This is a genomic window from Ruegeria sp. ANG-R, from assembly GCF_000813985.1.
GTDB lineage: Bacteria > Pseudomonadota > Alphaproteobacteria > Rhodobacterales > Rhodobacteraceae > Ruegeria.
On the sequence record NZ_JWLJ01000011.1, the window covers coordinates 1 to 18,601 of the forward strand.

General features: G+C 55.8%; 22 protein-coding genes. 11 read left to right on the forward strand and 11 right to left on the reverse strand.

The features are described 5' to 3' along the window. Positions 1-39: 39 nt before the first annotated feature. Together RA27_RS18325 and hrcA are read right to left on the reverse strand one after the other, a co-directional pair. Positions 40-603, reverse strand: a complete 564-nt coding sequence (locus RA27_RS18325; protein ID WP_039542520.1) for a nucleotide exchange factor GrpE — start codon at positions 601-603, stop codon at positions 40-42. A 10-nt stretch (positions 604-613) separates the two neighbouring features. Further along, positions 614-1,678 carry a heat-inducible transcriptional repressor HrcA gene (gene hrcA / locus RA27_RS18330; RefSeq protein WP_039542521.1) on the reverse strand — a complete coding sequence of 355 codons (1,065 nt, stop codon included), beginning with the start codon at positions 1,676-1,678 and terminating at the stop codon, positions 614-616. 112 nt (positions 1,679-1,790) lie between these two features. On the opposite strand from hrcA, the gene rph reads away from it, so the two are divergent. From rph to RA27_RS18350, 4 genes are read left to right on the forward strand one after another with little or no spacing between them, the layout of a single operon-like run. Beyond that, a complete protein-coding gene (rph, locus tag RA27_RS18335; protein WP_039542522.1) occupies positions 1,791-2,504 on the forward strand; it encodes a ribonuclease PH in 714 nt (237 codons plus the stop codon). Next, positions 2,501-3,115: an RdgB/HAM1 family non-canonical purine NTP pyrophosphatase gene (gene rdgB / locus RA27_RS18340; RefSeq protein ID WP_039542524.1), complete on the forward strand. Its 615-nt coding sequence runs from the start codon at positions 2,501-2,503 to the stop codon at positions 3,113-3,115. Before rph ends, rdgB begins: the two co-directional genes overlap by 4 nt. Beyond that, a complete protein-coding gene (hemW, locus tag RA27_RS18345; RefSeq protein WP_039542525.1) occupies positions 3,105-4,259 on the forward strand; it encodes a radical SAM family heme chaperone HemW in 1,155 nt (384 codons plus the stop codon). The genes rdgB and hemW overlap by 11 nt, the downstream gene beginning before the upstream one ends. Positions 4,260-4,262: 3 nt before the next feature. Continuing rightward, positions 4,263-4,616: a YbaN family protein gene (locus RA27_RS18350; RefSeq protein WP_039542527.1), complete on the forward strand. Its 354-nt coding sequence runs from the start codon at positions 4,263-4,265 to the stop codon at positions 4,614-4,616. Here the strand turns inward: RA27_RS18350 and RA27_RS18355 are convergent. From RA27_RS18355 to RA27_RS18385, 7 genes are all read right to left on the reverse strand, one after another. Then, positions 4,606-5,499 carry a ParB/RepB/Spo0J family partition protein gene (locus tag RA27_RS18355; protein WP_039542530.1) on the reverse strand — a complete coding sequence of 298 codons (894 nt, stop codon included), beginning with the start codon at positions 5,497-5,499 and terminating at the stop codon, positions 4,606-4,608. The two genes, RA27_RS18350 and RA27_RS18355, sit on opposite strands and share 11 nt — an antisense overlap. A gap of 20 nt (positions 5,500-5,519) precedes the next feature. After that, a complete protein-coding gene (locus RA27_RS18360) occupies positions 5,520-6,323 on the reverse strand; it encodes an AAA family ATPase (protein WP_039542533.1) in 804 nt (267 codons plus the stop codon). Further along, complete coding sequence (gene rsmG / locus RA27_RS18365) at positions 6,316-6,939, reverse strand: 16S rRNA (guanine(527)-N(7))-methyltransferase RsmG (protein ID WP_039542537.1); 624 nt, start codon at positions 6,937-6,939, stop codon at positions 6,316-6,318. Before rsmG ends, RA27_RS18360 begins: the two co-directional genes overlap by 8 nt. Further along, a complete protein-coding gene (mnmG, locus tag RA27_RS18370; RefSeq protein WP_039543176.1) occupies positions 6,936-8,804 on the reverse strand; it encodes a tRNA uridine-5-carboxymethylaminomethyl(34) synthesis enzyme MnmG in 1,869 nt (622 codons plus the stop codon). Before mnmG ends, rsmG begins: the two co-directional genes overlap by 4 nt. Positions 8,805-8,816: 12 nt before the next feature. Beyond that, positions 8,817-10,103, reverse strand: a complete 1,287-nt coding sequence (mnmE, locus tag RA27_RS18375) for a tRNA uridine-5-carboxymethylaminomethyl(34) synthesis GTPase MnmE (protein ID WP_039542540.1) — start codon at positions 10,101-10,103, stop codon at positions 8,817-8,819. A 31-nt stretch (positions 10,104-10,134) separates the two neighbouring features. Further along, positions 10,135-11,406 carry a transcription termination factor Rho gene (gene rho, locus RA27_RS18380; protein WP_039543178.1) on the reverse strand — a complete coding sequence of 424 codons (1,272 nt, stop codon included), beginning with the start codon at positions 11,404-11,406 and terminating at the stop codon, positions 10,135-10,137. Between the two features lie 126 nt (positions 11,407-11,532). Next, on the reverse strand, positions 11,533-11,982 hold the full coding sequence (locus tag RA27_RS18385) for a CopD family protein (RefSeq protein ID WP_039542542.1): 450 nt from the start codon (positions 11,980-11,982) through the stop codon (positions 11,533-11,535). Between the two features lie 403 nt (positions 11,983-12,385). On the opposite strand from RA27_RS18385, the gene RA27_RS18390 reads away from it, so the two are divergent. From RA27_RS18390 to dnaQ, 4 genes are read left to right on the forward strand one after another with little or no spacing between them, the layout of a single operon-like run. After that, positions 12,386-12,985, forward strand: a complete 600-nt coding sequence (locus RA27_RS18390; protein ID WP_039542543.1) for a nucleoside triphosphate pyrophosphatase — start codon at positions 12,386-12,388, stop codon at positions 12,983-12,985. Next, positions 12,982-13,815 carry a shikimate dehydrogenase gene (locus RA27_RS18395; protein ID WP_039542550.1) on the forward strand — a complete coding sequence of 278 codons (834 nt, stop codon included), beginning with the start codon at positions 12,982-12,984 and terminating at the stop codon, positions 13,813-13,815. Before RA27_RS18390 ends, RA27_RS18395 begins: the two co-directional genes overlap by 4 nt. Beyond that, positions 13,812-14,405, forward strand: coding sequence for a dephospho-CoA kinase (coaE, locus tag RA27_RS18400; RefSeq protein WP_039542553.1), 594 nt, complete (start codon positions 13,812-13,814; stop codon positions 14,403-14,405). The genes RA27_RS18395 and coaE overlap by 4 nt, the downstream gene beginning before the upstream one ends. Continuing rightward, positions 14,398-15,120: a DNA polymerase III subunit epsilon gene (dnaQ, locus tag RA27_RS18405; protein ID WP_039542556.1), complete on the forward strand. Its 723-nt coding sequence runs from the start codon at positions 14,398-14,400 to the stop codon at positions 15,118-15,120. Before coaE ends, dnaQ begins: the two co-directional genes overlap by 8 nt. Before the next feature lie 28 nt (positions 15,121-15,148). Here the strand turns inward: dnaQ and secB are convergent, their stop codons facing one another. Both secB and RA27_RS18415 read right to left on the reverse strand, forming a co-directional pair. Further along, entirely contained in the window at positions 15,149-15,652 is a 504-nt protein-coding gene (gene secB, locus RA27_RS18410; RefSeq protein WP_039542559.1) for a protein-export chaperone SecB, read from the reverse strand. Positions 15,653-15,712: 60 nt separating this feature from the next. Then, positions 15,713-16,207 carry an FxsA family protein gene (locus tag RA27_RS18415; protein WP_039542561.1) on the reverse strand — a complete coding sequence of 165 codons (495 nt, stop codon included), beginning with the start codon at positions 16,205-16,207 and terminating at the stop codon, positions 15,713-15,715. A gap of 108 nt (positions 16,208-16,315) precedes the next feature. Between RA27_RS18415 and RA27_RS18420 the strand changes: the two genes are divergently transcribed. Genes RA27_RS18420 through RA27_RS18430 form a run of 3 tightly spaced genes read left to right on the forward strand, consistent with a single transcriptional unit; the run spans position 16,316 to position 18,599 of the window. After that, positions 16,316-16,975, forward strand: coding sequence for a Tim44/TimA family putative adaptor protein (locus tag RA27_RS18420; protein ID WP_039542564.1), 660 nt, complete (start codon positions 16,316-16,318; stop codon positions 16,973-16,975). After that, positions 16,972-18,012, forward strand: coding sequence for a murein transglycosylase A (locus RA27_RS18425; RefSeq protein ID WP_039542567.1), 1,041 nt, complete (start codon positions 16,972-16,974; stop codon positions 18,010-18,012). Before RA27_RS18420 ends, RA27_RS18425 begins: the two co-directional genes overlap by 4 nt. After that, positions 18,012-18,599, forward strand: a complete 588-nt coding sequence (locus RA27_RS18430) for a Smr/MutS family protein (RefSeq protein ID WP_039542570.1) — start codon at positions 18,012-18,014, stop codon at positions 18,597-18,599. The genes RA27_RS18425 and RA27_RS18430 overlap by 1 nt, the downstream gene beginning before the upstream one ends. Positions 18,600-18,601: the final 2 nt, after the last annotated feature.

Genomic DNA, 18,601 nt, shown 5'->3' on the forward strand with positions numbered 1-18,601 from the left:
AAAATACCTCCGCCGGAGGCTTGGCTTCTTTGAAGCCAATCAGCTCGCAGGTGTCGACGATACGCCGACCTGCGCCGGACGCAGCAAGCGGTCATGCAACATGAACCCTTCTGCGGATACCTGAATGATATCGCCCGCTCGCGTGCCCGGCACCGGAGCTTCAAACATCGCTTCGTGCACATTCGGATCGAACCGGTCGCCCACTTCGGGCGTGATCACCTCGATCCCGTGCTTCTGGAATACGTCCTTCAGTGCACGCATGGTCAGTTCGACACCTTCGATCAGGCCAGCGGCAACCTCTTTCTGTTCATCCGTCGCAGCTTCGAGCGCGCGTTTCATGTTGTCGTAAACCGGCAGCATATCGCGGGCCAGCTTCGACCCGCCGTACTGTTCCGCATCCCGACGCGCCTTATCGCCGCGTTTGCGCGCGTTTTCGGCATCGGCCAGCGCACGCATGAACTTGTCTTTGTAATCATCACGCTCTGCGCGCAGTTGATCGACCTCAAGCGCCTCATCGCTGATCTCAGCAAATTCCTCGGCAAACTCTTCCGCCTCGGCGGACATGATGTCGTCCAGAAAATCTTCGTTCTTGGGCTCTGCCATCTCTTACCCTCTAGCTCCGGTCGGAAATCAGCTTGCCGACCAGTTGCGCCGTATAATCCACGATCGGCACGATCCGTCCATAATTCAGACGTGTGGGCCCGATGACCCCAACCGCACCGATTATCTTACGATCAGCGTTCATATATGGAGACACCACCAAAGAGGAACCCGAAAGTGAGAAAAGTTTGTTCTCAGAGCCAATAAAAATGCGCACACCCTCGCCTTCCTCGGTCAATTCAAGGAATTCAGCGATGTCACGTTTGCGCTCGAGGTCATCAAACAGGGTTCGGATTCGATCCAGCTCCTCAGTCTGACCAGGCTCATTAAGTAGATTCGCGCGTCCGCGTACGATCAATCGGGCCGAGTCGCTGCCATCCCCGTCCCACGCGGCAATGCCGCTTTCGACCATCTCACGCGCCAGAATATCGATTTCCTGCTTCCGCGCATCTATCTGCGACAACATCTGACGACGCACTTCGCTAAGCGTACGCCCTTCGATCAGCGCATTGAGAAAATTCGCAGCCTCACGCATCGAGCTGGGCGTCTGCCCGGGCGGAGGCGTAAACAGCCGGTTTTCTACCTGCCCGTCCGAAAACACGAGAACCACCAAAGCCCGGTCATGACCAAGTGAGACGAACTCAATATGTTTGATCTCAGCCTCGTGTTTGGGTGTCAGCACCAGCGAGGCGCCTTGTGTCACGTGTGACAATGCCGAACCCACACGATCCAACATTCCACCAACATCGCCTGCGTTAGAGCCTAATGTTTCGTCCAGTTTCTGACGATCATCCGCGCCCAGATCGCCCATTTCAAGCAATCCGTCGACGAACATCCGCAACCCCTGCTGCGTCGGAATCCGACCAGCACTGACATGCGGGCTGTCCAGCAAACCCAGAAATTCCAGATCCTGCATCACGTTACGCACGGTCGCCGCGCTGACTTTTTCCGAAAGCGTGCGTGTCAGAGTGCGGCTGCCGACCGGCTCACCGCTGTCTAGATAGCTTTCGACGATCAGCCGGAACACCTCACGTGACCGGTCGTTCATCTCGCTCAGAATTTTGCTCGCTTCGCTCATCGGCAATCCTGTCTTGGATCGTCATTAAATAGCAGGCACAAGAAAGGTCAATCGGGGTTGCATCGTAACGCTGCAGGGCGGTATCCCCAACCCAGCAAACAAAGGATTTTCCATGCGACCCTCAGGACGTGATCTAAACGAAATGCGCGCCGTTTCAATTGAAACCGGCTTTACCAAACATGCCGAAGGTTCCTGCCTGATCAAGATGGGTGACACCCATGTACTGTGCACCGCCACGATCGAGGATCGCGTACCGCCCTTCATCAAGGGTTCGGGCCTGGGCTGGGTCACCGCCGAATACGGGATGTTGCCCCGTGCGACCAACACGCGGATGCGCCGTGAAGCGGCAAGCGGCAAGCAAGGCGGCCGCACTGTGGAAATCCAGCGCCTGATCGGGCGCGCATTGCGAGCCGGTGTGGATAGAGTCGCCTTAGGCGAACGTCAGATCACCGTTGACTGCGATGTCATTCAAGCCGATGGCGGAACGCGTTGTGCCTCAATCACCGGTGGCTGGGTGGCGCTGCGTCTGGCGGTAAACAAGCTGATGAAAGCAGGCGATGTGATCTCTGATCCTCTGGTTGATCCCGTTGCTGCCGTATCCTGCGGGATTTATGCCGGTCAGCCGGTTTTGGACCTCGACTACCCCGAGGACAGCGAGGCCGGCGTCGATGGCAACTTCATCATGACCGGATCTGGCAAACTGATCGAAGTGCAGATGTCAGCCGAAGGCTCGATTTTTAGCCGCGCCCAGATGGATCAGCTGATGGATCTGGCCGAGAAAGGCGTAGCGGAACTGGCGGCTGCCCAAAAGGCCGCGACCGCATGACCCGCAAGTTCGACGGAGACCGGTTGCTGGTCGCCACGCACAACAAAGGCAAGCTTGAGGAGATGGCACATCTCCTCGAACCCTTTGGTGTTTCCGTCGTGGGTGCTGGCGAAATGGATCTGCCCGAACCAGAAGAAACAGAAGACACCTTCGTCGGCAACGCCCGGATCAAGGCCCACGCCGCCGCTCAAGCCACCGGCCTGCCCGCCCTGTCGGACGATTCCGGGATCACCATCGACGCGCTGGATGGCGCGCCAGGCGTCTACACCGCCGATTGGGCAGAAACCGGCAATGGCCGTGATTTTCAGATGGCGATGAACCGCGCACATAACGAGCTGGAAGCGAAGAATGCTGCCCACCCTCGCACAGCGCAATTCCGCTGTACGCTGGTTCTGGCCTGGCCTGACGGGCATGACGAGGTGTTCGAGGGCGTGGCCCCCGGCCATTTGACCTGGCCGATCCGTGGCAAAGACGGCTTTGGATATGACCCGATGTTTGTCCCCGAAGGGCACGACATTACATTTGCCGAGATGGATCGCTGGGAAAAGAACAAGATCAGCCATCGTGGCCGCGCGGTGGAGTTGTTCGTGAAAGGCTGCTTTGGCGGATGATTGGCGCAACGGTGGCTTCGGCCTGTATGTGCATTGGCCTTTTTGCGAGGCCAAGTGCCCTTATTGCGATTTCAACAGCCATGTTTCAAAAAGTATAGATCAAAAACAATGGCTTAACTCCTATCTAAGCGAATTACCCCGCTCTGCTTCCGAGACGCCGGATCGGGTACTGAACACGATTTTCTTTGGTGGTGGCACGCCGTCATTGATGGCGCCTGAAACGGTTTCGGCAATAATTGACGAGGCCCGCGCGCTCTGGCGACCCGCCAATGATATGGAAATCACACTCGAGGCCAATCCGAGCTCAGTCGAAGCCGGACGTTTCGCTGCCTATCGGGATGCGGGCGTAAATCGCGTATCGATGGGTGTGCAGGCGTTGAACGACGATGATTTGCGCCGTCTGGGTCGCATTCATACCGTGGCCGAGGCGCGTGCCGCATTTGACATTGCCCGCGCCTGTTTTGAACGCGTCAGTTTTGATCTGATCTACGCCCGCCAACACCAAACTCTGGATGATTGGCGTGCAGAATTGACCGAAGCGCTATCGATGGCTGTCGATCATCTGTCGCTTTACCAACTGACCATCGAAGACGGCACCGCCTTTGGTGACCGCTATGCAGTGGGGAAACTTCGCGGCCTGCCCGAAGATGACAGCGCTGCGGATATGTATCTGGCCACACAGGAAATCTGCGAGGCACACGGCCTACCCGCCTATGAGGTTTCAAACCACGCCCGTCCCGGAGCGGAGTCACAACACAATCTGATCTATTGGCGCTATGGTGATTATGTTGGCATCGGACCCGGTGCACATGGACGGATCACCCTCGATGGTCGAAAATACGCGACAGAGACTCACCTGTCCCCGGCTAAATGGCTAACTGCGGTCGAAAATGGTCTGGGGGAAAGCGGTCGATTTGAGCTAAACCACAAAGAACAAGCATCTGAATACCTTATGATGTGTCTTAGGCTAACCGAAGGTCTATATATAGACCGATACGAGCGACTATCTGGTGACGTGTTACCTGAAGGAAAGCTCGACACTTTGATCGATTCAGGCATGATTGCGCTTGATGGTGACCGATTGCGCACCACCGCAAATGGACGCGCAGTACTCAATGCAGTGATCCGAGAGCTATTGGAGTAGCAGATGCAGTATCTCTGGGCCGGATTGGGGTTACTGTGCGTCGCGTTAGCCATGATCGGAGTTGTTTTACCGCTGCTGCCAACGGTGCCATTTCTGTTGCTGGCCGCCTTCTTTTTCGCCCGGTCTTCATCCAGATTGCATAACTGGCTGCTGAGCCACCGAACCTTTGGGCCACTGATTGTAGATTGGCAAAGCTCGGGCGCGATAAGACCCAGCGCGAAAAGGGCGGCCACCATATCGGTTGCCGCCGTATTCGGTCTTTCAATTCTACTTTCTGTGCCCTCTCACGTCCTGGTCATTCAGGCGTTCGTGTTAAGTAGCGTCATGATCTTTATCTGGAGCCGCCCTAACGGCTGAGCTTGGCGCAAAGATCATCCAGTTGATCAAGGTTTTCATAGGCCAAAACCACCTGACCGGATTCCGCACCAGCCTTGTGATTGATGGTTACCTTCATTGCCAGAATTGCCGATAAGTCCTTTTCGAGCGCACGCGTATCTGCGTCTTTCCCGACATTCAGGTTCTTAGACTTTGGAACTTGTTTCTCAGCGCCGCCCTGCTGTTTCTTGACCAAAGCCTCGGTTGCGCGGACAGAAAGCCCTTCGCACACGACCTGTTTAGCCAGACCTGAGGGATCCTCGGCCGTGATCAGCGCTCTTGCATGGCCGGCAGACAGTTTTCCCTCGATCACGAGCGATTGCACATCCATCGGCAAAGACAGCAGGCGCAGCAGGTTGGCAATGTGGCTGCGGCTTTTGCCCAACGCTTCGGCCAGTTTCTCCTGAGTATGTCCAAAGCGATCCATTAATTGCTTGAATCCCGCCGCTTCTTCAACCGCGTTCAAATCGGCGCGTTGGATGTTTTCAATGATCGCGACTTCAAGCACCTCTGTATCGTCAAATTCGCGAACAATGACTGGAATATCATGCAGTTGCGCCATCTGAGCAGCCCGCCAGCGGCGCTCACCAGCCACGATCTCGTATTGTCCACCCGCAATGTTACGGACGATCAGTGGCTGGATGATCCCCTTCTCTTTGACCGAGGCCGCGAGCTCATCCAATTGCTCCTGAGCGAACCGGCGTCGTGGCTGATCAGGGTTCGCCTGCAGTTTCTCGATAGGAACTGTGAGATCCGGGCGACGAGGTTCAGAGGCAATTCGACCTTCCGCCTCAGGTGCAACATCGGCCATCAGCGCCGACAGCCCACGACCTAACCCTCGGGGTTTTCCTTTCCTGGCGTTCATTATGCCCTCCTCATGACCATTTAGATGGCTACTTTGTTGTTCTTGTGCATGACTTCTCTGGCCAGATGCCGATAAGCCATCGCCCCGAGTGAGCCCGAGTCATATTGTAATACAGGAAGCGCGTAGGACGGCGCCTCGCTGACCCGTACATTTCTGGGTATCTTGGTTTTAAATACCATCTCACCCAGATTGTCACGCGCATCCTTTTCAACCTGACGAGACAAGTTGTTGCGGTTGTCATACATGGTCAACACAACACCTTCGATTCTCAAATCAGGATTTGCTGTCTGTCGAACCTCACGAATTGTCAGCATCAACTGAGACAAACCTTCAAGAGCGAAGAATTCGCTTTGCAATGGAACAAGGACCGAATGTGCCGCAACCATGGCATTTACGGTGAGCAAGTTCAAAGATGGCGGGCAATCGATCAGCACGAAATCCAGATCGAAGGCATCGATGGCAGTCTGGCGCAGCGCGTCATGCAATAAGTAGCTGCGTTTTTCATTCGATATCAGCTCAATATCCGCAGAGCTGAGGTCGACGGTGGCCGGAACCACAAACAGGTTACCGATTTCTGTCTCCTGCACCACGGCTTCCAAAGGCGCATCGTCCAGTATGAGATCGTATGTCGTCCAATCCCGGTCTTCGACGCCCAGTCCGGTTGATGCATTTCCCTGAGGATCAAGATCAACCACCAAAACCTTGCAGCCAGCCTCGGCCAATCCGGCCGCCAGGTTTATAGCTGTTGTGGTTTTTCCGACCCCGCCTTTCTGATTGGCAACCGCGATAATCCGAGGCCCGGCAGGACGAGACAGATCAACCACGTGTAACTCCTTTGATTTTCAGGATAACAGACTGGGGTTCCGTTAGACTTGTAATGGGTTCAGCGTCAAATTTCCATTCCTTGCGCGCATCAGAAAGTTCTTTTTCCCAAGTCGCGCCTTTCGGCAACAAAGCCGTGCCATCTGCGCTTAAGTGCCTGTCACAAAAAGACATTAGTGTTGTCAGATCGGCAAGCGCCCGTGCCGATACAATATCTGCACCAAGCGGATCGACAGCCTCGATTCTTCGGGAGATCACGGTGCATCTCGCACCACACTCTCTGGCCACATTTCGAAGGAACGCGGATTTCCTTTGGTCGCTTTCAACCAGCGTAAATCGTGTGGCGGGTGCTGCTTCTATCGCCATGATGGCGCAAACCATGCCGGGAAAACCTCCGCCGCTGCCCAAATCTACCCAATGATCTACCGATTCAACACACCGGAAAACTTGAATCGAATCCAGTATGTGGCGAATCCAAATGTCCTTAAGGCTATTTCGTGACACCAGATTAATCTTGGGATTCCAGCGTTCGAGCAAAGCAACATAATTGGAAAGACGCGCAAATGTTTCACGTGAAACATCCAACGAGTCTGCCGTTACAGCGTTCTGGGCATTCATGCTCTTAGGGCTTTCATATCGCGCCTGAGCTTCGCCAGGACCAGAGTCAAGGCAGCTGGTGTCACCCCTTCGACCCGACCCGCCTGTGCGATGTTGGCCGGCTTCGCCTGCGACAGCTTTTGCTTCATTTCTGCCGACAGCCCATCAAGCGCAAAATAGTCGAAATCCCGAGGGATTTCATGCGCTTCATCTCGTTTCATCGCTTCGACATCTCGTTGCTGTCGCGCAATATAGTTGGCGTAAAGCGCATCGCGCTCGACCTGTCGACGGGTTTCACCATCGGTGTCCGAAAGTCTTGGATCAAGCGGGATCAAGTCTTCGAACGTCACATCCGGGAAGGCCAGCACCGCCATACCGTCACGCCGGTTTCCGTCCTGATTGACGCTAATCCCAGCTGATCGGATTTCTTTGGGTGTATAGGTTTGCGCGGTCAGCCTGTTTTTTGCGACGGCCAACTTTTCCAGTTTTTCCCCAAACACGGACCGACGGTTTTCACTTATACAGCCAAGTTCTTCACCGATGGGCGTTAATCGTTGATCAGCATTATCAGCACGCAGCGACAGCCGAAACTCCGCCCGGGACGTGAACATCCGATAGGGTTCAGCAACCCCGCGGGTTGTTAGATCATCTACCATCACGCCGATGTAACTGTCCGACCGTGTAAAGTACGCCGGCGCACGACCCTGTACCTCTAGTGCGGCATTCAGCCCAGCGACAAGACCTTGGGCAGCCGCCTCCTCATACCCCGTGGTTCCGTTGATTTGACCCGCGAGATACAAGCCAGAAACATCAGGCACCGACAACGACGCTGACAGAACTCGCGGATCGACATAGTCATATTCAATCGCGTATCCCGGTTGCAGAATCTTGGCATGTTCCAGCCCCAGGATTGATTGAACATAGTCAACCTGAACGTCCTCAGGCAGAGATGTTGAAATCCCGTTTGGGTAGACCGTATGGTCCTGTACACCTTCCGGTTCCAGAAAAATCTGATGTGAATCCTTATCGGCAAAGCGTACAATCTTGTCTTCGATCGAGGGACAGTACCTGGGACCGACCCCATCAATATGGCCACCATACATGGCGGACCGGGACAGGTTTTTCTCAATAATCTCATGTGTTTTCGCATTTGTATGCGTGATTCCACATGAGATTTGCGGGGCAGATACAGTACTGGACATAAATGAAAACAAGGTCGGTTCGGGATCACCGTCCTGCCGTTCCAGAATATCCCAGCTAATTGTCCGTCCATCCAGCCGGGGCGGTGTCCCTGTTTTTAAACGCGCCATGGGCAATGCAAACTCATCCAGGCGCTCTGCTAACTTAACCGACGGGCGACCCCCCATACGCCCGCCCGGCCTTGAGACATCTCCGATATGAATTACACCGCGCAGAAAAGTGCCCGATGTCAGAATAACGGTGCGGGCCGGTACCTCGGAATTGTCCGCCAACTTCACTCCGGCCACCCGATGACCATCCATCAGGAAATCAACAACTTCTCCAGTAATAACAGATAAGTTGTCTTGTCTGCGTGTTACATCTGACATCGCTTCCCGGTAAAGAGCGCGGTCCGCTTGTGCCCTCGGGCCCTGAACGGCAGGGCCTTTGCGCCGATTTAACAGTCGGAACTGAATACCTGCGCGGTCCGCTACGCGGCCCATTACCCCGTCAAGCGCGTCGATTTCCCGGACCAGATGTCCCTTACCCAATCCGCCTATTGCCGGATTACAGGACATAACGCCGATGTCTCGGCCAGATAACGTAACCAAAGCGGTATTCGCACCCATGCGTGCTGCGGCATGTGCAGCCTCAGTGCCTGCATGACCCGCACCGATGACAACCACATCAAACTTCGAATGTTTCACGTGAAACACTCCCTATTTTCCCAGGCAGAAACTCGCAAAAATCTCATCCAGAAGGGTTTCGACATCTATTCTGCCAACCAGAGACTCAAGAGACCGAATGGCGGTCCGTAATTCTTCCGCGGCTATATCATACATATCTGGACCTGATTCCAGAACCGTCTGCGAAGCAGCAAGCGATTCGACCGCGTTTGTCATGGCGATGCGATGGCGTTCCCGCGTTGCTATACCATGGCTAGTAGTTCGTTCACTCAGGACACGCGATATATCGTCTATCAGCTGATCAATTCCCTGCCCTGTTTTACCGGAAATCCCACCAGTGGACTCATCGCGTAAATCAGATTTCGGAAAAACATGAATGTCATCGACTTGCATCGAAACACCCAAGATATCAGGAGTATCCGTCAAAAAAACGCGCAAATCAGCGGCTTCTGCCCGTTTACGGGCCAGCTCGATCCCCAGATTTTCGACATGATCCTCAGTTTCGCGTAAGCCAGCCGTATCCAACAGAGTAACTGGTAAACCAGCCAGGTCCATCCGAACTTCGATTATGTCACGGGTCGTCCCGGCATATTCGGATGTAATCGCGGCCTCGCGCCCTGCTAATGCGTTCAGCAATGTCGACTTACCCGCGTTCGGAAGACCAACAATGGCAACTTCAAAACCCGAGCGAATCCGTTCGGCGATCCGAACGCCCTTTGCCTCACGAGTCAGGTCTTCCATGACACCCGAGATCAGCTTGCGAACCTCCGGCGTTACATCTGTCGGAACGTCTTCATCCGCAAAATCTATCACGGCTTCCAATAACGATGCTGCACGGATCAAGTCTCGCCGCCAGCCTTCGGCCAATGTGCCCAATGCGCCAGCCAATATGGTCTGCGCCTGTTTCCTTTGCGCTTCGGTTTCCGCGTCGATCAGATCGGCAAGGCCCTCGACCTGCGCCAGATCCAGCTTACCGTTTTCCAATGCGCGACGCGTGAATTCGCCCGGTTCGGCCAGATGAACATCATTCATATCCGAAAGGCATCCCAGGACGGCGTTCACCGAAGCCATACTACCGTGAATTTGAAGCTCGGCCACATCCTCACCGGTAAAACTGGACGGGGCTTGAAAGGTTAAAACCAAGCCCTCATCCAACCGTGATCCATCCGGCGCGTTCAGTGTTCGAACAGACATCCCGCGTGATGGCAAGCCACCTCCGGCCAACAGGTTCGCAACCGAATGCGCCTGCGGACCGGACAGTCGGATCACAGCAACGCCTGCTTTACCCTGGGCGCTGGCCAGGGCGAATATCGTATCCATTGATAGCCCTCGCGTCAGTGCCAGAACCCTATCAGGTGTTCATCGAATCGAAGAACTCGCCGTTCGTCTTGGTTTGTTTCAACTTGGACAGCAGGAACTCGATCGCGTCGGTTGTGCCCATCGGGTTGAGAATACGACGAAGTACGAAGGTCTTGGCCAGATCGCCCTTGTCGACCAGCAAGTCTTCTTTCCGAGTACCGGATTTGAGGATGTCGATCGCCGGGAACACGCGCTTGTCTGCAATCTTGCGATCCAGAACGATTTCCGAGTTACCGGTGCCTTTGAACTCTTCAAAGATCACCTCGTCCATCCGGCTGCCGGTATCGATCAGCGCGGTGGCGATGATGGTCAGCGAACCGCCTTCTTCGATGTTCCGCGCCGCACCAAAGAAGCGCTTGGGACGCTGAAGCGCATTTGCGTCTACACCACCGGTCAAAACTTTACCCGAGGATGGCACCACAGTGTTAAATGCCCTACCAAGTCTTGTGATCGAATCGAGAAGAATAACAACATCTCGTTTATGCTCGACCAAACGCTTCGCTTTTTCGATGACCATTTCCGACACGGCCACGTGGCGAGTCGCCGGTTCGTCGAAGGTCGAAGACACGACCTCACCCTTCACCGAACGCTGCATATCCGTCACCTCTTCCGGGCGTTCGTCGATCAGCAGGACGATCAGATAACACTCCGGATGGTTCTGTTCGATGGAATGCGCGATGTTCTGCAGGATCACTGTTTTACCGGTCCTCGGTGGCGCCACGATCAGCGAACGCTGACCTTTACCAATCGGCGAGACCAGATCGATCACCCGGGCCGACTTGTCCTTGATGGTGGGATCTTCGATTTCCATCTTCAGACGCTCATCCGGGTACAGAGGCGTCAGGTTGTCGAACAGGATCTTGTGCTTGGCTTTTTCCGGATTCTCAAAGTTGATCTTGGTGACATTGGTCAACGCGAAATAGCGTTCGTTTTCATCGGGTGCTTTGATCTCACCTTCAACCGTATCTCCAGTGCGCAGCGAATGCTTACGGATCATGTCAGGCGAAACATAGATGTCATCCGGACCCGGAAGGTAGTTCGCCTCGGGCGAGCGCAAGAAACCAAAGCCGTCCTGCAGCACTTCCAGCACGCCATCGCCACCGATGGTCCAGCCCTCATCCGCGCGTTCACGCAGAATCTGGAACATCATTTCGCCTTTGCGCATGGTCGAGGCGTTCTCGATCTCAAGCTCCTCGGCCATGGCGAGCAGGTCTTTGGGGCTTTTGGCCTTCAGATCGGCCAGATTCAGAGTTTCAGTTGTCATGATGATACGAGCCTTGGCCGCTTGCATCGCGGCACCAGAGTGGAATTTCAGAACGGAAGATACCTCGCCCGGACGGGCGCGTTATGCGATAGATAAGCGCTTACTCAAAAAGAGTCAAACAGGCCCTCAGAACTTCAGAACAACCGCCAGGACGATGATTACCATCAGAATGGTCGGAACCTCATTCATCATGCGGTATTGCCGCCCAGTGAGCTTATTTCGCCCCTCTGCCAGGTCTTTGCGCCGTGCCATCAGCCAATGATGGAACCAGGTCATCCCGATCACAGCTGCACCCTTGACCCAGGGCCAACTCCAGTCCCATCCGACAATACCGGGCGTGAAGACCATGATCAGCCCGCAAACCCAGGCCACGATCATCGCCGGGCGCATGATCACACGCATCAGCTTTTCTTCCATTTCAAAGAAAATCTGTTGCGCGCCATCGACGGCCTGCGCTTTTTCAACGTGATACACGAACAATCTGGGTAAATAGAACAACCCTGCCATCCATGAAATCACAGCCATGATGTGCAGGGATTTGACCCATGGGTAGATCGTGAAAAGAAGATCGGTCATCGGGCTTTCCGGATTTGCCTGAAACCCTCCTAATAAAAAAAATAGAAAAGAAAAAGGATGATGGTTTTGTAGAGAGATCAAAATCCGTGGATTACTTTTTTGTCCTGCTCTTTTCCCCAGGTGGACAAAAAAGTGAGATTTGGATCTGGATGTGTTGGCTAAATTGAAAATATAATTATTACAAATACTTATGATGGTTTTATGCTGTCTTGATTGTGGATAACCTGTTGAGCAACGCAGGATAGTTCGCTTATCCGAAGTTTCCAACTTATCCTTGTCCCGTCTGGACAGGAACCGGGCGACTCGGGGAAGTCTTACGTCAAATTCCCGGGGTTGCGTGTCAACCGGAAAGCCATACAAACCGTCCAAGAACGTTCAATGATTTGCACACGGGGTTTTCCACATGACTGTCCCCATACTTCTTGCTTCGGGTTCTGCGATCCGGGCGCAGCTGCTGGAAAACGCAGGCGTGCCGTTTTCAGTCCAGGTCGCCCGGGTTGATGAAGAGACCGTCAAACGCGCCCTGCTGGCCGAGGGCGCTTCGCCTCGTGATATTGCCGATGCGCTGGCTGAGATGAAAGCACGTAAGGTCAGCGACAAGGTTCCCGGCGCGATGGTTTTGGGATGCGATCAGGTGCTGGATTTCGAAGGGCAGCTGTTGTCGAAACCGGAAACGCCCGAGGATGCGCTGGTTCAGCTCAAGTCCATGCGCGGCAGGCGTCATATGTTGCTGTCCGCCGCGGTGATCTATCAGGATGGTCAGCCGATCTGGCGCCATGTCGGGCAGGTGCGTCTGAGGATGCGGGCTAGTTCGGATGCGTATTTGCGTGATTATGTGGCACGGAACTGGGACAGTATTCGGCATTCAGTCGGAGCATACAAACTGGAAGAAGAAGGCGTGCGCCTGTTTGCCACCATTGACGGCGACTATTTTAACGTCTTGGGTATGCCTCTGTTGGAGCTGCTCAATTTTCTGGCCGTGAAGGGAGTGATCGATCAATGACGGAGCATCGAATTCCTCTGGCCGGGGTGATCGGGCACCCAATTGCCCATTCCCGATCTCCCAAGCTGCATGGTCATTGGCTGAAAACATACGGGTTGGCTGGCCATTATGTTCCGATGGATGTGGCTCCGGCGGATCTGGAAACCGTTCTGCAGACGCTACCGAAAGCCGGGTTTGTCGGTGCCAATGTAACGGTGCCGCATAAAGAGGCTGCGCTACGTCTGGCGGATCATGCCTCGGATCGTGCCTCGGTGATTGGTGCGGCGAATACACTTGTGTTCCGCAGGGATGGCTCGATTCACGCGGACAATACGGATGGGTATGGCTTCATGGAGAACCTGCGCAGCGGGGCGCCGGATTGGAACCCTCAGGATGGGCCGGCGGTTGTGTTTGGCGCAGGCGGTGCAGCGCGGGCAGTCCTGCAGGCGCTGGCAGAGGCCGGAGTGCCCGAAATCCTGCTGACCAACCGCACTCGCACCCGTGCCGATCATCTGAAAGAAGAGTTCGGGCAACGGATTACAGTTGTCGACTGGGTACAGGCGGGCAATGTGATCGAGGATGCCGAATTGGTGGTTAACACCACGTCGCTCGGGATGCAGGGGCAGCCGGAATTGCGCGTTCCGCTGGACGGATTGCAACCCGGTGCCGTTGTAACCGATCTGGTTTATGCGCCGCTTCAGACGCATTTGTTGCAACAGGCAGAAGAGGCGGGATGCACCACCGTCGATGGTCTGGGGATGCTGCTGCACCAGGCCGTGCCCGGGTTCGAACGCTGGTTTGGCGTGCGCCCCGAAGTGGATGCCGAAACCCGCGCGGCGGCATTGGCATGAGTTTTGCACTCGGGCTCACCGGATCAATCGGGATGGGCAAAAGCACGACCGCTCTGATGTTCGCGGATGAAGGCTGCGCGCTGTGGGATGCGGATGCCGCTGTACATCGGCTTTACGCAGAAGGAGGTGCCGCAGTTGGACCCATGCGAACGCTGTTTCCTTCGGCTGTCGTCGACGACTCGGTCAGCCGCGAAGGGTTAAAGCGGATCATCGCCAGGGATTCCACCGCGCTGAAGACGATAGAGAGCATTGTGCATCCCCTTGTGGCGGCGGACCGCGCAGCGTTTCGTGCAGCGGCGTCTGCCGATATTCTGGTTTTTGACATCCCGTTGCTGTTTGAAACCGGTGGCAATGCCGCGATGGACGCCGTGGCCTGTGTCCGGGTCCCGGCTGACGAACAAAAGCGACGAGTCATGGCGCGTGGCACGATGACAGAGGCGCAGTTTGAGCAGATCCGCGCCAAGCAGATGCCGAATGACGAAAAATGCGCCCGGTCCGATTTTGTGATTGAAACGGATACACTGGACCATGCCCGCGCACAGGTGCAGGATATCGTCAGGCAGATACGGGCAGGAATGGCAGATGCGTGAGATTGTACTCGACACCGAAACAACCGGGTTCGATCCCGAAAGCGGCGACCGGATTGTTGAGATCGGCGCGGTCGAGCTGTGGAACCATGTGGCCACGGGTGAAACCTATCACGTCTATATCAACCCCGAGCGTTCAATGCCGGAAGAGGCGTTTGGTGTGCACGGCATCGGACCGGACTTGCTGGAAAACCCGCGCCCGCCGGAAAATGGCGAGGTGACGCTGAAAGACAAACCGGTCTTTGCCAAGGTCGGGCAAGGATTTCGCGATTTTGTAGGCGACGCCAAGTTGGTGATCCACAATGCCTCGTTCGACATGAAGTTTTTGAATGCCGAGCTGGGGTGGATGGGTGTGTCACTGATTCCGATGGACCAGGCAATCGATACGCTGGCCATCGCCCGCAAACGGTTTCCGGGTTCTCCTGCTTCTCTGGACGCGTTGTGCCGACGATTTGGCATCGACAACTCGAACCGGGTGCTGCACGGCGCGCTGCTCGACTCGGAAATTCTGGCAGAAGTGTATCTGGAGTTGATTGGCGGACGTCAGCCCGATTTTGGGCTGTCGCCCGTCGCCTCAGGTGCGGCGGGCGGTGGTGAGGAATGGCGCCCCTCGGCGCGTCCCACCGTGCTGCCGTCCCGGATCACCGAAGACGAACGTGCGGCACATCAGCAATTTGTCGGGAAATTGGGCGAAAACGCCCTGTGGACCCGCGCCTGATCCAGATCACGCGCGGGTCTCAAGGTGATCAGGCGTCGGCCTGTTGTGTCTGTGCAGCGGCCTGGCGCCGCGCCAGTTCGTTGCGATAAAGCGCCACGAAATCAATATTATCGAGGTTGACCGGCGGATAGCCGCCATCACGTGTGATGTCGCTGACGATACGACGCAGGAACGGGAACAGCATACGCGGGCATTCGATCATCAGGAACGGATGCATCTGATCCTCAGGCACACCTTCCACGTGGAACAGGCCGCAGTAATCGATCTCGCACAGGAACAGAATGTCTTCCAGACCTTTGGCCTTGGACTTCAGGTTCAGTTTGATCGAGACCTCGTATTGATGATCTGTCGGGCGCTTCTTCGCGTCCAGGTTCACCTGAACCGAAATCTCGGGCTGCACATCACCCGAGACACCTTTCTGCGCCATGACGTTTTCAAAGGACATATCGCGAATGAATTGTCCCAGAACGCGCATCTGGATCTGTGGGGCAGCCTGTGCCGCAGTGTTTTCTTGGGGGCTTTCGTCAGCCATGTAACTACTCCGGAAATGAAATTCGCCACTGCTTAACAAGTTGAGCGCGGTAGCTCAATGCTACTGCGGGCCTTCGACCCATTTAGACGGCTTCTCCGGGTTCTGGCGGGGCCTGACTTCGGTGTACTCGCCGTCGATCACGTCATCATTATCAAACGGATTTGGACGTGATCGAAACTGCGCGCCCGTACCCATCTGGAAATGCGTGATTGTCGCCTTCGACTTGAGATAGCGAAATACCGCAACGCGAATGCCCGGTATAAGCAATGCGAAACCAATGGCATCGGTGAAGAATCCGGGTGTCAGCAGCAACACGCCCGACAACAGGATCATCGCGCCATGGGCCAGCGGCTCGGTCGGATCATCCAGTTCAGCGAAGGATCGCTGCAGATTGGCCAGCGCCATGCGACCTTGTGTCCGCACCAGAACGGTGCCCAAAACCGCCGTTAGAACGACAATTGCAAGCGTCGGCCAAAGCCCGATCAAACCGCCAACCTGTATGAACAGGGCGATCTCGATGATCGGAACCAATAAAAAAGCCAGGAACAAGTACATTTGCGGTATCCTTTAGCATGTGCCGGGCTGTGGACTTGCACCCAACTGTCACCTACATAGTGGCAGAGGGCTGCGTATACAAAGCCCGGGTTCTGAAAAGAGGACGAAATGAACTCACCCCTGATCCAGCTTCTGGTGCTGGCCGGAATTGCCGTTTTCCTTATCCTGCGTCTGAAAAGCGTACTGGGTACGCGTGAAGGTTTTGAAAAACCTCCGCTTCAGCAGCAGCCGGATACCAACGGTGCGCGACGTGACTTCGAAGTGATCGAAGGCGGGCCGGATCACGACATCACCGACCATGTGGCGGAAGACAGCGAACAGGCGCAGACCCTGGCCGCGATGAAGCGGGTCGAACCCAGCTTTTCCGTCAGTGAATTCGTGCAGGGTGCGCGCGGCGCGTATGAGATGATCGTGATGGGGTTCGAAAAGGGCAATCTGGACGAGATTCAGCCTTTCCTGTCCGAAGAGGTGTTCGACAGCTTTGTTTCGGTGGTTGCCGATCGCGAAGACAAGGGCCTGACCATCGAGGCCGAATTTATCGGCGTACGCGAAACCACGCTGGCCGATGTGTCGTTCGACAAGGACAGCAATCAGGCCGAGATCACCATGCGCTTTATCGGTGAACTGACCTCGGTCGTGCGCGATCGCGGCGGGGATATCATCGAAGGCAATCCCAATACCGTCAAACGCCAAAAGGACAGCTGGACCTTTGCCCGCGTCATGGGCGCGGACGATCCGAACTGGCTGCTTGTTGCCACGGACGCATGATTGCAGCGCTCCGGTCGCTATTTCTGGGGGTCGTCATGACCACTGCCAGCGCCGCCGGAGCCGAGGCGACGCGATCCATCCTGTCATTCGATGACCTTGATGGCTGGGCTGCCGACGATCACGGGGCAGCCCTTTCCGTATTCCTGAACACCTGCGGTGATCTGAAAGACCCCGATTGGCAGGCATTGTGTGGCGTTGCCCGGACGTACGAGTCCGAGTCCGCCCGATCGTTTTTTGAACTGTTTTTCCGCCCCGTTCTGGTTGAAGACGGAAAGGACGCGCTGTTCACCGGATATTTTGAGCCTGAACTGGATGGCTCGAAATCTCCATCTGGTAAGTATCGCTATCCGCTCTATCGGATGCCGCCCGAGGCGCGCGGGGTCGACCAGTGGCTCAGCCGACGGGATTTGCTGACCGGAGATGCGATGACGGGCCGGGGGCTTGAAATCGCATGGGTCGATGACCCGGTCGAGCTGTTCTTTTTGCAGATACAGGGCTCGGGCCGTATCCGCTTGCCCGATGGCAGTGCGCTGCGGGTGGGGTATGGCGGTGCCAATGGGCATCCTTATCGATCCATTGGTGCTGAACTGGTGCGGCGTGGTGCGCTGGGTGCGCATGAAGTCAGCGCCCAGATGATCCGGGCGTGGGTGCGCAAGAACCCCGAAGCCGGGGCTGAGTTGTTGTTTCACAACCCGTCTTATGTGTTTTTCCGCGAAGTGACGCGGGTCGCGCCCGAATTCGGTCCGCTGGGTGCGATGAACCGCTCGGTCACCACAATGCGCAGCATTGCGGCCGATCCGGCTTATACGCCGTTGGGGGCTCCGGTCTGGGTCGAGAAGGATGGCAAGAATCCCTTGCGGCGGTTGATGATCGCGCAGGATACCGGTTCGGCCATCAAGGGCGCTCAGCGGGCGGACATTTTCTTTGGCACTGGGGATGAGGCGGGACAAGCTGCTGGCCGTCTGAAAGACCCGGGCCGCATGGTTGTGCTTTTGCCGATCCAGCGGGCCTATGCCCTGTTACCGGATGAATTCTGATGACACGGCGCAAACTGACGTCAGACGAGATCGAGCTGTGGCGCAAGGTCGCCAAGCAGGCTGAGCGGCTGCATCCTGAACTTCCGCAGACAGTTCATCCCACAACTCTACCCAAACCCAAGCCGACCAAAGCGCCAATAGCACGGATCGATGTTTTCGAACTTGGCCAGACCGCATCAGCCAAACCGGTGCGGCACAATCTGAAACCCTCTGTGACAGAAGGCCTGCGGGCAAACCCGGTGCAGATGGACACCAAAGCATTTGGTCGCATGAAGCGTGGCAAGCTCAAGCCCGAGGGCAAGCTCGACCTGCACGGGATGCGGATGAATGCAGCCCATCCCGCGCTGGTGCGGTTCATCCTGACGGCGCAGGCGCAGGGCAAGCGGCTTGTTCTGGTGATCACCGGCAAGGGCAAGGATCGCGATGAGCCCGGCCCAATCCCGACGCCACGCGGTGTTTTGCGAAATCAGGTTCCGCACTGGCTGTCTATTCCGCCGCTTGCGCAAGCAGTGTTGCAGGTGACCCCCGCTCATATCAGCCATGGCGGCGACGGCGCCTATTACGTTTATCTCAGGCGCATTCGTTAGGT

Bases quoted from the DNA above. Each gene is read 5' to 3' on its own strand.
- RA27_RS18325 (WP_039542520.1), bottom strand. From the start codon at position 603: ATGGCAGAGCCCAAGAACGAAGATTTTCTGGACGACATCATGTCCGCC.
- hrcA (WP_039542521.1), bottom strand. From the start codon at position 1,678: ATGAGCGAAGCGAGCAAAATTCTGAGCGAGATGAACGACCGGTCACGT.
- rph (WP_039542522.1), top strand. From the start codon at position 1,791: ATGCGACCCTCAGGACGTGATCTAAACGAAATGCGCGCCGTTTCAATT.
- rdgB (WP_039542524.1), top strand. From the start codon at position 2,501: ATGACCCGCAAGTTCGACGGAGACCGGTTGCTGGTCGCCACGCACAAC.
- RA27_RS18350 (WP_039542527.1), top strand. From the start codon at position 4,263: ATGCAGTATCTCTGGGCCGGATTGGGGTTACTGTGCGTCGCGTTAGCC.
- RA27_RS18355 (WP_039542530.1), bottom strand. From the start codon at position 5,499: ATGAACGCCAGGAAAGGAAAACCCCGAGGGTTAGGTCGTGGGCTGTCG.
- rsmG (WP_039542537.1), bottom strand. From the start codon at position 6,939: ATGAATGCCCAGAACGCTGTAACGGCAGACTCGTTGGATGTTTCACGT.
- mnmE (WP_039542540.1), bottom strand. From the start codon at position 10,103: ATGGATACGATATTCGCCCTGGCCAGCGCCCAGGGTAAAGCAGGCGTT.
- rho (WP_039543178.1), bottom strand. From the start codon at position 11,406: ATGACAACTGAAACTCTGAATCTGGCCGATCTGAAGGCCAAAAGCCCC.
- RA27_RS18385 (WP_039542542.1), bottom strand. From the start codon at position 11,982: ATGACCGATCTTCTTTTCACGATCTACCCATGGGTCAAATCCCTGCAC.
- RA27_RS18390 (WP_039542543.1), top strand. From the start codon at position 12,386: ATGACTGTCCCCATACTTCTTGCTTCGGGTTCTGCGATCCGGGCGCAG.
- RA27_RS18395 (WP_039542550.1), top strand. From the start codon at position 12,982: ATGACGGAGCATCGAATTCCTCTGGCCGGGGTGATCGGGCACCCAATT.
- coaE (WP_039542553.1), top strand. From the start codon at position 13,812: ATGAGTTTTGCACTCGGGCTCACCGGATCAATCGGGATGGGCAAAAGC.
- dnaQ (WP_039542556.1), top strand. From the start codon at position 14,398: ATGCGTGAGATTGTACTCGACACCGAAACAACCGGGTTCGATCCCGAA.
- secB (WP_039542559.1), bottom strand. From the start codon at position 15,652: ATGGCTGACGAAAGCCCCCAAGAAAACACTGCGGCACAGGCTGCCCCA.
- RA27_RS18415 (WP_039542561.1), bottom strand. From the start codon at position 16,207: ATGTACTTGTTCCTGGCTTTTTTATTGGTTCCGATCATCGAGATCGCC.
- RA27_RS18420 (WP_039542564.1), top strand. From the start codon at position 16,316: ATGAACTCACCCCTGATCCAGCTTCTGGTGCTGGCCGGAATTGCCGTT.
- RA27_RS18425 (WP_039542567.1), top strand. From the start codon at position 16,972: ATGATTGCAGCGCTCCGGTCGCTATTTCTGGGGGTCGTCATGACCACT.
- RA27_RS18430 (WP_039542570.1), top strand. From the start codon at position 18,012: ATGACACGGCGCAAACTGACGTCAGACGAGATCGAGCTGTGGCGCAAG.